Origin of the sequence: Streptomyces sp. PA03-5A, from assembly GCF_033792725.1 — a bacterium.
Taxonomy (GTDB): domain Bacteria; phylum Actinomycetota; class Actinomycetes; order Streptomycetales; family Streptomycetaceae; genus Actinacidiphila.
Genome location: NZ_JARAVL010000001.1, coordinates 496,074 through 509,295 on the forward strand (window position 1 = coordinate 496,074; position 13,222 = coordinate 509,295).

Sequence of the window (13,222 nt, forward strand, 5' to 3'; positions counted from 1 at the left end):
ACTCGTCCATCGGGAGCAGCGACGCACGTGACGTCGGCAGGCACCACCCGGGAGGTAACCGTGCCCGAACTGCGTGTCGTGGCCGTCAGCAACGACGGCACACGGCTGGTGCTCAAGGCTGCCGACAGCACGGAGTACACGCTTCCGATCGACGAACGTCTGCGTGCCGCCATCCGCAACGACCGGGCGCGGCTGGGCCAGATCGAGATCGAGGTCGAGAGCCATCTGCGCCCGCGCGACATCCAGGCGCGGATACGAGCCGGTGCCACCGCCGAGGAGGTCGCGCAGCTCGCCGGGATCCCGGTGGAGCGCGTCCGGCGCTTCGAGGGCCCCGTGCTGGCGGAGCGCGCCTTCATGGCCGAGCGGGCCCGCAAGACCGCGGTGCGGCGTCAGGGCGAGAGCACCGGTCCGCAGCTCGGTGAGGCCGTCGCGGAGCGGCTGCTGCTGCGCGGCGCCGAGAAGGACAGCGTCCTGTGGGACTCCTGGCGGCGTGACGACGGCACCTGGGAGGTGCTCCTCGTCTACCGGGTGGCCGGTGAGCCGCACTCCGCGAGCTGGACGTACGACCCGCCGCGCCGGCTCGTCCAGGCCGTGGACGACGAGGCGCGCGCGCTCATCGGGGAGACGACCCAGGAGGCCGCACAGGAGCCGAGCTACCCCTTCGTGCCGCGGATCGCGCGGCTCCCGCGCGACCGTGCGCTGGAGCGGCCCGACCGCGCCGAGCGGGCGGAACGCACCGCCGAGGAACGGGCGGAGGAGGAGCGCGACTCCCTGACCAGCCTCCTGGAGGCGGTCCCCAGCTTCCGCGGCGACATGGTGGTGCCGGCCCAGGCGGGGCCGCCCTCCGTCACGCCCGACACGCCGGCCGCGGCCACGGTCGCGGAGGACGGTCCCGACACGCCCGGGGCGGAGGAGGAGGCGCCGCCGGCCCCCGCCGCGAGTGCGGGCGCGGGCTCCGCGTACGCCGACGTCCTGATGCCGCGTTCGGTCGGCGCCCACCGCGACCGGCTGGTCGGCTCCACCGACCGCCAGGCCGAGGCGGACGGGGTCCGTCCGGGGCGGCGGGCGACGGTGCCGAGCTGGGACGAGATCGTCTTCGGGAGCCGGCGCAAGAAGCAGGACTGACCGGGGCACGCCGCCCCTCAGGGGGTGCCCCGGTGCGGTCCTCCGTATGGGCCGGCCTCCAGCCGCCGGCGCCCTGTCAGCCCGGTTGCGGCCCGGTCGCGACGTCCCGGCCCGCCGTGGACCACTCGCTCCAGGAGCCGACGTAGAGCGCCGCGGGGATGCCGGCGACCGCCAGGGCCAGCACCTCGTGGGCGCCGGAGACGCCCGAGCCGCAGTAGACGCCGACCTCGGCGCCGGGCATGGCGCCGGCCTTGCCGAAGCGCGCCGCCAGTTCGTCGGCGGCGAGGAAGACTCCGGTGTCCGCGGCGACGTTCTCCGTGGTCGGGGCGTTGACCGCGCCGGGGATGTGACCGGCGACTGGGTCGATGGGCTCGGTGTCGCCCCGGTAGCGCTCCGGCGCGCGGGCGTCCAGGAGGACGCCGCGGCGGGCCAGTGCCGCCGCGTCGTCGGCGGTGAGCACGGGGAGCGCGCCCGGCGCCGCGGTGAACTCGCCCTCCTCGTCGGCGGGGACGTCCGCCTCGAGGGGCAGTCCCGCCGCGGTCCACGCCGCGAGGCCGCCGTCCAGGACGCGGACCCGCTCGTGCCCGGCCCACCGCAGCAGCCACCACGCGCGGGCGGCGCCCCAGCCGGGACCGCCGTCGTAGACCACGACGTCGCGGTCCGGGCCGACGCCCGCGCGGCGCATGGCGGCGGTGAACACCGCGAGGTCCGGGAGGGGATGGCGGCCCGCCGCCCCGGGCGGTCCGGCGAGTTCGGTGTCGAGGTCGACGTAGTGCGCGCCGGGCAGGTGACCGGCCTCGTACGCGGGACGGCCGGGCGGCCCGCCCAGTTGCCAGCGGACGTCCAGAAGGGCGGCGCCTCCCGGGACGCCCTTCGGCAGCGCGGCCAATTCGGTTACGGTAATGACAGGATGCATAAGCCCATTGTGGTCACCCGGCGCGGGAAACCTGCGGCGCGGCCCCGGTCCGCGGCACACCCGGTGGTGCGAGCATCGCTGTGGCACGTCCCCTGCAAGCCCGAGCGTTGCTCCCCAGGAGAGAATTGATGACCGAGGTAGGGAACCGCCACCCGCACGGCACCCCGTGCTGGGTCAGCCTGCTGGCTCACAGCGTCGAGGCCACGCAGGAGTTCTACAGCCATCTGTTCGGCTGGGAGTTCCACCCCGGTCCGCATTCCCTGGGCCTGTACGTGCGCGCCACGCTGGACGGGAAGAGCGTGGCAGGCATCGGCGAGCTGCCCAGGGACCGGCACCTGCCGATCGCCTGGACGACCTACTTCGCCACGGACGACGCCGACAAGACCGCCGAGCTGATCCGGATCTGCGGCGGCACGGTGGGCGTCGGCCCGCTGGACGCGGACGACGCGGGACGGCTGGCCGTCGCCTCGGACCCGATGGGCGCGGTGTTCGGGGTGTGGCAGGCCCGGCACCACCGCGGGACCGAGGTCTTCGGGGTACCGGGCGCGCCGGTCTGGAACGAGCTGGTCACCCGGGAGACCTCGCTGGTCGGCAAGTTCTACTCGGTGGTCTTCGGGCTGGAGACCGACGCGGTCGTCTCCACCGACTTCGACTACCTCACGCTCCACCTCGCCGGCCGTCCGGTCGGCGGGATCCACGGCGTCGGCCGGGCCCTGCCGCGCGACCGCGGAGCGCACTGGATGACGTACTTCGAGGTCGCCGACACCGACGCCGCCGCCCGCCAGGTGACGGACCTGGGCGGGACGGTCATCCGCACGCCGCGCGACTCCGAGTACGGCCGGCTGGCCACCGTGGCGGACCCCGAGGGCGCCGTCTTCACCGTGATCCGGTCCCGGCCGCAGCCGGGGGCCGGCGGCAGCTAGTCGACCGGCAGGACGTCCGGCGAGATCGCCGCCGCGCGCGCTGCGGCCGCGGTCATCCGCCGGATGTGGTGGCGGCGGCAGAGCACCTCGTAGCCGATGTCCGCGCCGGGGCGGTTGACGTCGCCGACGACGACCTGCTCGCCCTCGACGACCATCTCCCCGCCCACCGTGCGGGCGTTGTGGGTGGCACGGGCGCCGCACCAGCACAGGGCCTCGACCTGGAGCACCTCGATCCGGTCGGCCATCTCCACCAGGCGCCGGGACCCCGGGAAGAGCTTGGTGCGGAAGTCGGTGGTGATCCCGAAGGCGAAGACGTCCAGCCGCAGGTCGTCGACGATGCGCGCGAGCTGGTCGATCTGGTCCGGGGTGAAGAACTGGGCCTCGTCGACGATGACGTAGTCGGCGCGGGCGCCGCCGGACAGGTGCGTGACGAGGTAGCCGTAGAAGTCGAAGTCGTCGGCGGCCTCGACGGCCTTGGTCTCCAGGCCGAGCCGGGAGGAGAGGACGCCCTCGCCGGCCCGGTCGTTGCGGGTGAAGATCAGGCCCTCCAGGCCGCGTGCCGAGCGGTTGTGCTCGATCTGCAGGGCGAGGGTGCTCTTCCCGCAGTCCATCGTTCCGGAGAAGAACACGAGCTCAGGCATGAGGAGGCGGCGGCCTTTCGGGGCGGTGGTGGGCGGTGGGCAGGGAGGGCGGTGCGTCAGGTGCGGACTTCCAGCAGCGGCACCAACTGCTCCACGGGGGTCATCGAGCCGTGCAGGCCGACCATGGTGGACTCCCCCGGCTCGGAGCGGGTGGCGACGATCGCGACGTCGTCCCGGGCGACGGCGACGACGTCTCCGATGCGGCCGAGCACCCGGTCCTCCACGACGGGCCCGAACCAGCCCGCGGCGACCGCCTCTTCACGGGAGGCCACCCACATCTGCTCGCCGAGCACCTCGCTCCACACCGCGTGCACGTCGGCTGCGGCACTTGGCACGGCGTAGACATGACGGGCCCGGGCCTCGCCGGCGAGGACGGCGACGCCGGCGCGCAGCTCCCAGTCCTCGTCGAAGTCGATCCGGGACTCCGGGTCGAAGGGGATGTCGATCATGCCGTGGTCGGCGGTGATGTAGAGCGCGCTGCGCGGCGGGAGCTGCTCGGCGAGCCGCTGGGCGAGCCGGTCGGCCATCATCAGCTGGCCGCGCCAGGCGTCGGAGTCGACCCCGTGCCGGTGGCCCATGGAGTCCAGCTCGCTGTAGTACGTGTAGACCAGCGCCCGGTCGGTCGCCGCGAGCCGCTCGGCGGTGAGGTCCATGCGCTCCTCGCCGCTGAGCCGCCCGTGGAAGGTGCCGCCGCTGAGGGCGATCTTCGTCAGCGGGGTGTGCTGGAAGGTCGGCGAGGTGACCTGGCAGGTCTCGATGCCGGCGGCCTGGGCGAGCTGGAAGACCGTGGGGTACGGCTGCCAGACGTACGGGTCGGTCCACGGCTGCCATCGCAGCTGGTTCATCAGCTCGCCGGTGTCCGGGTTCAGCACGGTGTACCCGGCCAGGCCGTGCGCGCCGGGCGGCAGCCCGGTGCCGACGGAGGCGAGCGAGGTCGCGGTGGTGGAGGGGAAGCCCGCGGTGATCGGCCGGCCGCTGCCGGTGGCCGAGCCGGCGATCAGGGAGGTGAGGAACGGCGCCTCGTCGGGATGCCGGCGGATCAGCTCCCAGCCCATGCCGTCGACGAGGAACACGCAGACCCGGTCGGCGGGCACCAGGTCGAGCGCCGTCCGCGGGGCGCCGGTGATGCCGAGCCCGGCGGCGACCGCGGGCAGCAGGTCGCTCAGGGAAGCGCTGCCGTAGCGCGGGGCGGGTGCGGCGTACGGATCGAGCGGTTCGTAGGACGGGGCGGGATGGACCATCAGGAGGCCGCGCCCGCGGTCGCCTCGGAGAGCGCCTGTGCGAAGGCGAGGGCCTGGCGGACGGTCTCGGGGCCGTCGCCCGCCTCGCTGACCCGCAGGCTCAGGTCGTCGGCGCTGGAGGAGCCGGTGTAGCCGTGGTCGGCCTCGCAGTTGGGGTCGCCGCAGGCGGCGGGCTCCAGGTCGATGCGGCTGACCGCGCCCCAGCCGATGGTCAGCACGACCTCGCGGGGCAAGGTGCCCGGGGTGTACGACTCGGGGTTGGCGACGACCCGGCTCAGCACGACCGACGAGATCCGCTCCAGCTTGACCGACTCGGTGGAGGTGGTGGCGTAGGGGCTCGGGGAGGTGTCGTCGGCGCTCTGCTCGTCGGTGTGGCTGACGATGAAGCGGGTGCTGGTCAGGACCAGGACGGTGACGTGCCGGCGGACCTCGTTCGCGTCGAAGGTGGTCTCCTGGTGGACCAGGTACGAGGCGACCGCCTCCCCACCGACGGAGGCCTCCACGGCCTCGGCCACGAGGGCGGGGTAGTAGCCGCTGCGCTCGATCGCCGCGCGCAGCCCCTGGGTCGTCGTACCGGTCTTCGCCATGGCGACCATCCTAGTGCGGAGCACGTGTTCAGAAGGACGACAGTGCACGAGGCCCGAGGTCCGTGCGGGCCGGCGGCCGCGCGAGGCGCACGGAGGCGCCGAGCACGGTGAGGCCGGCGGGGGCCACCACGACCGGTTCGAGGTCGACGGAGACCACCTCGGGCAGGTCGTCGACCAGCCGCGACACCCGCAGCAGCAGCTCCTCCAGGGCGCCGGTGTCCACCGGCTCCGCGCCGCGCCAGCCGAACAGCAGCGGGGCGGCCTTGATGGAGCGGACCAGCTCGGCGACGTCCCGGTCGGTGGCCGGGACCAGCCGGTGCGCCATGTCGTCGAGGAGTTCGGAGGGGGCGCCGGCGATGCCGAAGGAGAGCACGGCGCCCGCGGCCGGGTCGACGGTGGCGCGTACGACCGTGTCGACGCCGCGCGGTGCCATGGCTTGCACGACCAGGTGCAGCTCCTCCGGCTTGCCCAGCCGGGCGGTCAGCTCCTCGAAGGCGCGGCTGAGGTCGTCGGGGCCGGCGATGTCCAGGCGTACGCCGCCGAGGTCGGCGCGGTGCCGCAGGTGGGGCGCGGTGGTCTTGAGGGCGACCGGGTAGCCGAGCCGCCGGGCCGCCTCCAGGGCCGCGTCGATCCCGGGGGCGGGCAGCGTGGGCCGGACCGTGATGCCGTAGCGGGCCAGCAGGGCGGCGGCCGCGGAGTCGTCGAGGGGGACGCCGTGGGTGTCCCCGACGGGCTCCGCCGCCTCGTCGAGCAGCCGGGTGACGTCCTGGCAGGCGCCCGCCTCGTCGACGTCCTCGAACTCCGGCACCCTGCCGGGAACCTGGGCGTCCCTGCGCCACTGGGCGTACGCGGCGGCCCTGGCCAGTGCCTTCACGGCGCGCTCGGCGGCGCCGTACGCGGGGATGCGGACGGCGGCGAGGCGGGTGGCCATGGCCTCCAGGGCGGTGTGGACGATCACGACGGGCTTGCCGGTGCCGGCCTCGTCCGCGGCGGCGTGGAGGGCTTCGGCCAGCGCGGGGTCGTCGCTGCTCGCGGGGGCCTCGCCGAGGTCGGAGCCCACGCGCGGGATGGCGGTGACCACGACGGCGTCGTGGGCGGGGTCGGCGAGGGCGGCGGAGAGGGCGGCCCGGAAGTCCTCGGGGCCGGCGGCCGTGGTGAGGTCGAGCGGGAGGCCCGGTTCCAGCCCGGCGGTGAGGCAGGCGTCGTAGGTGAGCAGGCCGAGCGACTCCGAGTTGCCGAGGACCGCGACGCGGGGGCCCGCGGGCAGCGGGCGGCAGGACAGCAGCAGTCCGGTGTCGAGGAGCTCGGTGACGGTGTCGGTGCGGATGACGCCGGCCTGCCGCAGCAGGGCCGAGACCGTGCTGTCCGCGATGCGGGCGGGGGGCACCGCGTGTCCGGGCGGGGCGGCCGCCGAGTGCCGGGCGCCCTTGACGACGACGACCGGCTTGACGGCGGCGGTGCGCCGGGCGAGGCGGTAGAACTTGCGCGGGTTGCCGAGGGTTTCGAGGTAGAGCAGGGCGACGTCGGTGGCCGGGTCGTCGTACCAGAACTGCAGGATGTCGTTGCCCGAGACGTCCGCCCGGTTGCCGGCGGAGACGAAGGACGACAGTCCGGCGCCGCGCCGGCGCAGCCCGGACAGCAGGGCGATGCCGATGGCGCCGGACTGGGTGAACAGGCCGAGCCGTCCGGCGTCCGGGGTCTGCGGCGACAGCGAGGCGTTGAGCCGGACGTCCTCGGCGGAGTTGAGGATGCCGAACGCGTTGGGGCCGATGACGCGCATCCCGTACGAGTGGGCCTGCCGCACCAGTGCGCGCTGCCTGCGGCGGCCCTCGGCGCCGGACTCGGCGTAGCCGGAGGAGATCACCAGCAGGCCCAGGACGCCGTGCCGGCCGCATGCGTCGACGGCCTCGGCGACGTCGTCGGCGGGCACGGCGATCACGGCGAGGTCCACGGTGTCGGGGATCTCGGCGACGGAGCGGTGGGCGGGGACGCCCTCCGGGTCGAGGGTGCGCAGGTCCTCGGGGAAGGAGCGGTTCACGGCGTGTACGCGGCCGGTGTAGCCGCCCGCGACGATGTTCCGGAGCACTCCGCGGCCGACGCCGCCCGGCCGGCGGCCGGTGCCGATGACGGCCACGGAGGCGGGGGCGAGCAGTCGCTGGACGGAGCGGGCCTCGGCGCGCTGCTCGCGGGCGCGCATGACGGCGAGGGACTGCTCGGTGGGCTCCAGGTCGCATTCGAGCCGGACGACGCCGTCGGTGAAGCTGCGCTGCTGGGTGTAGCCCGCGTCGGTGAAGACCTTGATCATCTTGCGGTTGGAGGGCAGCACCTCGGCGATGAAGCGACGGATGCCGCGCTCGCGGGCCACCGCCGCGATGTGCTCCATCAGGGCGGAGGCCACCCCGCGGCCCTGGTGCGCGTCCTGGACCAGGAAGGCGACCTCGGCCTCGCCGTCGTCGGTGCGGTCGTAGCGGACGGTCGCGATGAACTCGCCGCCGACCAGGGCCGCCAGGCCGACGCGGTCACGGTAGTCGTGGTGGGTGAAGCGGTGCACGTCCCGGTCGGAGAGCCGGGGGTAGGGCGCGAAGAAGCGGTAGTACTTGGACTCGTCGGAGACCTTCTCGTAGAAGCTGACCAGCCGTCCCGCGTCGTCCGGCGCGATGGGCCGGACGTGGGCGATCCCGCCGTCGCGCAGGACCACGTCCGCCTCCCAGTGGACCGGGTAGTCGCGCTCTGCGGCGGACGGCGTCGTCATGGCCCAAGCGTACGGGCACCTGCCGGTCGCGGGACCGGTGCGACGATGTGGGGACGGACCGGTGTCCGAGGCATGGCAGACTGGTCTAGACCTCCCAGGAACGACCCGAAGGGCAACACCATGGCTGAGCGCCGCGTCACCATCGGCTGGGCCGAGGGCCTGCACGCACGTCCCGCTTCGATCTTCGTCCGCGCCGCCACCGCCGTGGGCGCCCCCGTCACCATCGCGAAGGCGGACGGGGCCCCGGTCAACGCCGCCTCGATGCTCGCCGTGCTGAGCCTGGGCGTGGCCGGCGGCGAGGAGGTCGTGCTGGCCTCCGACGCGGAGGGGGTGGACGCCGCTCTGGACAGCCTCGCCAAGCTCGTCTCCGAAGGCCTGGACGAACTCCCCGAGACCGTCTGACAGCGCGCGGAGCCGCGGTGCGGCAAAAGGGGCGGGCCTGCGCGTGAAATCCGGCCGGATTTCGCGGACCCGCCCCTTCGCCATTGCGAGGTCATTTTCGGGCAGCGCGCAGCACAATAGGGCACGGAAATACCCCGCGCACAATTCCCCAAGTTGTATACGGCACTTCTGTTAAACCCGGCCGCGCGAAGTGTGTACGGCGTGTTTCCGATTCCTCACCGCGCCGCGGCGCCGCGCCCCGTGCTCTCCGGACGGCGCAGCCGGTGCACCGCCGTCGCCCGCTCCACATGGGCCGCCATCAGCCGCCGGGCCCGCTCCGCGTCACCGCGTGCCACCGCGTCCACGACCGCCCCGTGCTCCTCCCAGGACTCCACGGCCCGCCCAGGGGTGTCCACCGCGTACACCCAGGCGATCTTGTGCCGCAGCTGGGTCAGCAGCGCCACCAGGGTCGGGCTGCCGGAAGCCTGGGCCAGCGTCTCGTGGAACCAGCCGTCCAGCGCGGGCAGGTCGGACAACTGGCGCCGGAGGGAACGTTCCTGGCCCAGCCGGACGAGCCCGCGCAGCACCTTCACATGGGCCTCGGTGCGCCGCTGCGCCGCCCGCGCGGCGCCCAGCGGCTCCAGCAGGGCACGGATGTCCAGCAGGTCGGCGGCCTCCTGCTCGGTCGGCTCGGCCACGGACGCCCCGGCGTGCCGGCGGGTCCGCACGAAGCCCTCGGACTCCAGGGTGCGCAGCGCCTCGCGCACCGGGACCCGGGACACCCCGTAGCGCTTGGCCAACTGCTCTTCGGTCAGCCGGCTCCCCGGCGCGAAGAACCCGCTGATGATGTCGTCACGGATCGCGGTGCACACCGCCCGGGCCGAAATCGGGCGGCCCGCGCCGCCGGCCCCCTTCACGTACGACCCCACATCGCAGGTTCCTTTCGGTGCGCGCCGACGGCCGTCCTTTAATCCCCGTGTAACGGAGGAGCCGGCGTTTCTGCCGCGACTCTATTCCAGCACGCCGCCGATTCCGACGGCTGCCCTGAATTCATGGAGCATTTTTGGACACCCCGCGGCCGGGAAGCGCCGGCATGCCGAAGGCCCCGGCGGGGGAACCGGGGCCTTCGTGTGGGGGGAGGGGAATGGCTCAGATGCGGACGCCCTTGGAACGCAGGTACGCCAGCGGGTCCACGTCGGCGCCGTAGGACGGTGCCGTACGGGCCTCGAAGTGCAGGTGCGGCCCCGTCACGTTGCCGGTGGCGCCCGACAGGCCGATCTGCTGCCCCGCGGAGACGGTCTGGCCCACGGACACGCCCAGCGAGGACAGGTGGGCGTACTGGGTGTACATGCCGTCCGCGTGGCGGATCACGACGTTGTTGCCGTAGGAGCCGCCCCAGCCCGCCTCGACGACGGTGCCCGCGCCGGCGGCGTGCACCGGGGTGCCGACGGAGGCCTGGAAGTCCACGCCGGTGTGGTAGCCGGAGGACCACAGGCTGCTGGTCGCGTGGTAGGGCGTGCCGATGGAGCCGGCGACCGGCAGCATCCAGCCGCCGAGCGTGCCGCGGCCCTTGGCGGCGCTCCGGGAGGCGTGCGCGGTGCCGCTCTCCCGGGCCGCCTTGGCCTTGGCCGCCTTGGCGGCGGCCTCCTTGGCGGCGGCCTCCTTGGCGGCACGCTTGGCGCGCGCGACAAGGGCGTCGTGGCGCTTCTGCGCGACGACGGCGGCCCGGTGCTGGGCCGAGGCCTGGTCGGCGAGGTGCGCGGCGAGGTCCCCGGCGACCGCGGCGCAGCGGGCGAAGGCGGAACCCTCGGCCCTGGCGTCGGCAGCCGCGGCGGGCACGACGAACGCGCCGGTGGTGACGGTGGTCAGCGCGGCGGCGCCGGCCAGGGTGGAACGTATGGAGAACGACGCCATGGGCAGGCGGGGATCCTTTCCTTCCTTCTCGCCTACCGGGTTAGCTGACGGGTTCGGAGCAGGAAGGTCTCCTACGGGCGGCGGCAGGCCGCCCGATTCACCCCAGGGACATCTCAGGTGGGTCCCCGGCTCCCCAGGCTCACGCCTGACGGGGACTCGGCGATCGTTGCTCCGGTGCCGCGGGAGGCGGCTGCTTCCGCCGGGCAACCCGAGGACGTTAACCAGGCGTTGCTCCCGGTTCCAAAAAAATCCGGCAATATGTGCGGGATGCCACACCGGCCGCCAACCGGTCGCAACCGTCCGCAATACCGCGATGCCGCAGCTCCCCGGCGGTGCGCACCCCTCCCGGAAGCCCCCGCACGGCCGTGGCGCGGGCCGCGGTGACCGGCGTCACCGTCCGGCCCGGCCGAACGGGACCCGGTGGCGGCACCGCGTACGTAGGGTCACGGGGTGACCACGACACCAGGGGCGGCCACCGACGCCGCCCGCGCCGCCGAGGACTTCCTGCGCGCCTTCCACGACCGGATGCCCGGCCGTCAGTCGGAGGGGACCGAGGCCGCCCCCACCCGCGACGGGCGGACGAGTTACGAGGTGCTCGCCGAGCGTGTCGCCGGCGCCCGGCGGGTCCTGGACCTCGGCTGCGCGGACGGCGCCCTGCTGGAACTGCTCGCCGGGCGCGGGGCCGAGGTTCCCGCCGGCGTCGACCTGTCGGAGGGCGAGCTGGCCCTCGCCCGCCGGCGGCCCGCGCTGGCCGGCGCCGACCTGCGGCAGGGGCGTGCGCAGGAGCTGCCCTTCGCCGACGGCTCCTTCGACGCCGTGGTCTCCCACATGGCGCTCATGCTGATGTCGGACGCCGACCGGGTCGTGGCCGAGGCCGCCCGGGTGCTCGCACCGGGCGGCACGTTCGCCGTCGCCGTCGGCGGCGGGCCCGTCCCCGGCGAGGCCGTGGAGCTCTTCCTGACGCTGGCCGTGCCGTACTTCAAGGCGGCGCAGCGGCGTCTTCCGCGGCTGGGCGACCGCAGGACACGGAGCCGGGAGGGGCTCGACGGGCTCCTCGCACCCCTCGGCTTCGCACCGCTGTCCTGGGAGACGGTCGTCATCGGCATGGACGGGACGCCCCACGAGGTCTGGTCCGCCCTCACCGGGACGTTCTACGACATGGAGGTCCTGGACGAGGAGCCGACCGAGGAGCTGCGCGCCGTGTTCCTGGACCGGGCCGCAGGCCTGAGCGGAGCCGGCGGACGCGTTCCGTGCGGCATGCGGATCAACGTGGCGGCGGCCCGGCTGGACCGCTGAACGGGTAGCCCCGCGCACCGCGGCCCCGGGTGCCGCAAGGGCATCCGGGGCCGCGGTGCGGAGCTACCGGTCAGCCGCCCGTGACGACCTCGACCGGGCCGATGCCCAGCTCGCGGATCGGGTCCGCGATGACGGAGGCGTCGCCGACGAGGACGACCACGAGCCGGTCCAGGGGGAAGGCGTTGACGGCCGCGGCCGTCGCCTCCACCGTGCCGGTGACGGCCAGCCGCTCGTAGAGCCGGGCCTGGAAGTCGTCCGGCAGGGACTGCTCGACCTGGTCGGCGAAGGTCCCGGCCACCGCCGAGGCGGTCTCGTAGCGCAGCGGCGCGACGCCCACCAGGTTCTGCACGGCGGCGTCGCGCTCCTCGTCGGTGAGCCCCTCCGCCGCCAGGGTGCGCAGCACCTGCCAGGTGTCGGCCAGCGCGGGCGCGGTGACGTCGGTCGCCACGGACCCGCTGATGCCGAGCAGGGAGACGCCGGTGCCCTCGGGCGTGGACAGCAGCACCTGGCCGAAGGCCCGCACGCCGTAGGTGTAACCCTTCTCCTCGCGCAGGACGCGGTCCAGGCGCGAGGTCAGCGTGCCGCCGAGGCAGTACGTGCCGAGCACCTGGGCGGCCCACACGGGATCGTGGCGGTCCGCGCCGGCGCGGCCGATGAGCACCTGGGTCTGGACGGACCCGGGCCGGTCGACGATCACGACGCGCGCGGTGTCGTCCGCGGTGATCGCGGGCAGCGGGCGGCGCTCGGCGGGCTTGCCGCTCCACTCCCCCAGCGTGCTCTCGAGCAGCGCCTCCAGGTCGATCCCGGTGAAGTCGCCGACCACGACGGCCGTCGAGGTGGACGGCCGTACGTGCGTGTCGTAGAAGGCACGGACGGCGGAGGCGTCGATGCGCGCGACCGTCTCCTCGGTGCCCTGGCGCGGCCGGGAGCAGCGCAGGTCGGCGGCGAACAGCTCCTTGGACAGCGCCATGGCGGCGCGCCGCGCGGGGTTGGCCAGCTCGTGCGGGATCTCGTCGAGGCGGTTGCGCACCAGCCGCTCGACCTCGCCGTCCGGGAACGCCGGGGCGCGCAGCGCGTCGGCGAGCAGGCCGAGGGCCTTGTCGAGACGGGAGGCGGGGACCTCCAGGGAGACCCGCACGCCGGGGTGATCGGCGTGCGCGTCGAGGGTGGCCCCGCAGCGCTCCAGCTCGGCGGCGAACTCCTCGGCGGTGTGCTTGTCGGTGCCCTCGGACAGGGCCCGGGCCATGATCGTGGCGACGCCGTCCAGGCCCTCGGGCTCGGCGTCGAGCGGCGCCGTGAGCAGCACCTCGACGGCGACGACCTTCTGGCCGGGGCGCCGGCTGCGCAGCACCGTCAGCCCGTTGGGCAGCGTGGACCGCTCGGGGGCCGGGAAGTCCCAGGGCTTGGGCTGTCCCGGCCGTGGCTGCGGGTGGAACGTCATGGTGG

The 13,222-nt window shown here is 74.4% G+C and carries 12 protein-coding genes and 1 riboswitch; of the genes, 4 read left to right on the top strand and 8 right to left on the bottom strand.

The annotated features are described in order from the left end of the window. Positions 1–27 precede the first annotated feature (27 nt). A complete protein-coding gene (gene sepH / locus PV410_RS02230) occupies positions 28–1,125 on the top strand; it encodes a septation protein SepH (protein ID WP_500321927.1) in 1,098 nt (365 codons plus the stop codon). Between the two features lie 76 nt (positions 1,126–1,201). Here the strand turns inward: sepH and PV410_RS02235 are convergent, their stop codons facing one another. After that, the gene (locus PV410_RS02235; RefSeq protein ID WP_500321928.1) at positions 1,202–2,041 is read right to left on the bottom strand and encodes a sulfurtransferase; all 840 of its coding nucleotides are present in this window, start codon (positions 2,039–2,041) and stop codon (positions 1,202–1,204) included. Between the two features lie 128 nt (positions 2,042–2,169). Between PV410_RS02235 and PV410_RS02240 the strand changes: the two genes are divergently transcribed. Then, positions 2,170–2,964: a VOC family protein gene (locus tag PV410_RS02240; protein WP_500321929.1), complete on the top strand. Its 795-nt coding sequence runs from the start codon at positions 2,170–2,172 to the stop codon at positions 2,962–2,964. Here the strand turns inward: PV410_RS02240 and PV410_RS02245 are convergent. Genes PV410_RS02245 through PV410_RS02260 form a run of 4 tightly spaced genes read right to left on the bottom strand, consistent with a single transcriptional unit; the run spans position 2,961 to position 8,185 of the window. After that, on the bottom strand, positions 2,961–3,605 hold the full coding sequence (locus PV410_RS02245) for a thymidine kinase (RefSeq protein WP_499514494.1): 645 nt from the start codon (positions 3,603–3,605) through the stop codon (positions 2,961–2,963). The two genes, PV410_RS02240 and PV410_RS02245, sit on opposite strands and share 4 nt — an antisense overlap. Before the next feature lie 56 nt (positions 3,606–3,661). Next, positions 3,662–4,846, bottom strand: a complete 1,185-nt coding sequence (locus PV410_RS02250; protein ID WP_500321930.1) for an alkaline phosphatase family protein — start codon at positions 4,844–4,846, stop codon at positions 3,662–3,664. Continuing rightward, positions 4,846–5,433, bottom strand: coding sequence for a DUF5998 family protein (locus PV410_RS02255; protein ID WP_499514492.1), 588 nt, complete (start codon positions 5,431–5,433; stop codon positions 4,846–4,848). The genes PV410_RS02250 and PV410_RS02255 overlap by 1 nt, the downstream gene beginning before the upstream one ends. Before the next feature lie 28 nt (positions 5,434–5,461). Further along, complete coding sequence (locus PV410_RS02260) at positions 5,462–8,185, bottom strand: bifunctional acetate--CoA ligase family protein/GNAT family N-acetyltransferase (protein WP_500321931.1); 2,724 nt, start codon at positions 8,183–8,185, stop codon at positions 5,462–5,464. Between the two features lie 120 nt (positions 8,186–8,305). Between PV410_RS02260 and PV410_RS02265 the strand changes: the two genes are divergently transcribed. Then, positions 8,306–8,587: an HPr family phosphocarrier protein gene (locus PV410_RS02265; RefSeq protein ID WP_499514490.1), complete on the top strand. Its 282-nt coding sequence runs from the start codon at positions 8,306–8,308 to the stop codon at positions 8,585–8,587. A gap of 215 nt (positions 8,588–8,802) precedes the next feature. On the opposite strand, the gene PV410_RS02270 is transcribed toward PV410_RS02265, so the two are convergent. After that, on the bottom strand, positions 8,803–9,495 hold the full coding sequence (locus PV410_RS02270; RefSeq protein ID WP_499514489.1) for a GntR family transcriptional regulator: 693 nt from the start codon (positions 9,493–9,495) through the stop codon (positions 8,803–8,805). Positions 9,496–9,715: 220 nt separating this feature from the next. Beyond that, positions 9,716–10,480 carry a M23 family metallopeptidase gene (locus tag PV410_RS02275; RefSeq protein ID WP_500321932.1) on the bottom strand — a complete coding sequence of 255 codons (765 nt, stop codon included), beginning with the start codon at positions 10,478–10,480 and terminating at the stop codon, positions 9,716–9,718. 15 nt (positions 10,481–10,495) lie between these two features. Next, positions 10,496–10,652: riboswitch (cyclic di-AMP (ydaO/yuaA leader) on the bottom strand. 278 nt (positions 10,653–10,930) lie between these two features. Between PV410_RS02275 and PV410_RS02280 the strand changes: the two genes are divergently transcribed. Then, entirely contained in the window at positions 10,931–11,776 is an 846-nt protein-coding gene (locus PV410_RS02280) for a class I SAM-dependent methyltransferase (protein ID WP_500321933.1), read from the top strand. Between the two features lie 70 nt (positions 11,777–11,846). Here PV410_RS02280 and PV410_RS02285 read toward each other — a convergent pair whose 3' ends face one another. Next, entirely contained in the window at positions 11,847–13,217 is a 1,371-nt protein-coding gene (locus tag PV410_RS02285) for a M16 family metallopeptidase (protein ID WP_500321996.1), read from the bottom strand. Between the last annotated feature and the right edge of the window lie 5 nt (positions 13,218–13,222).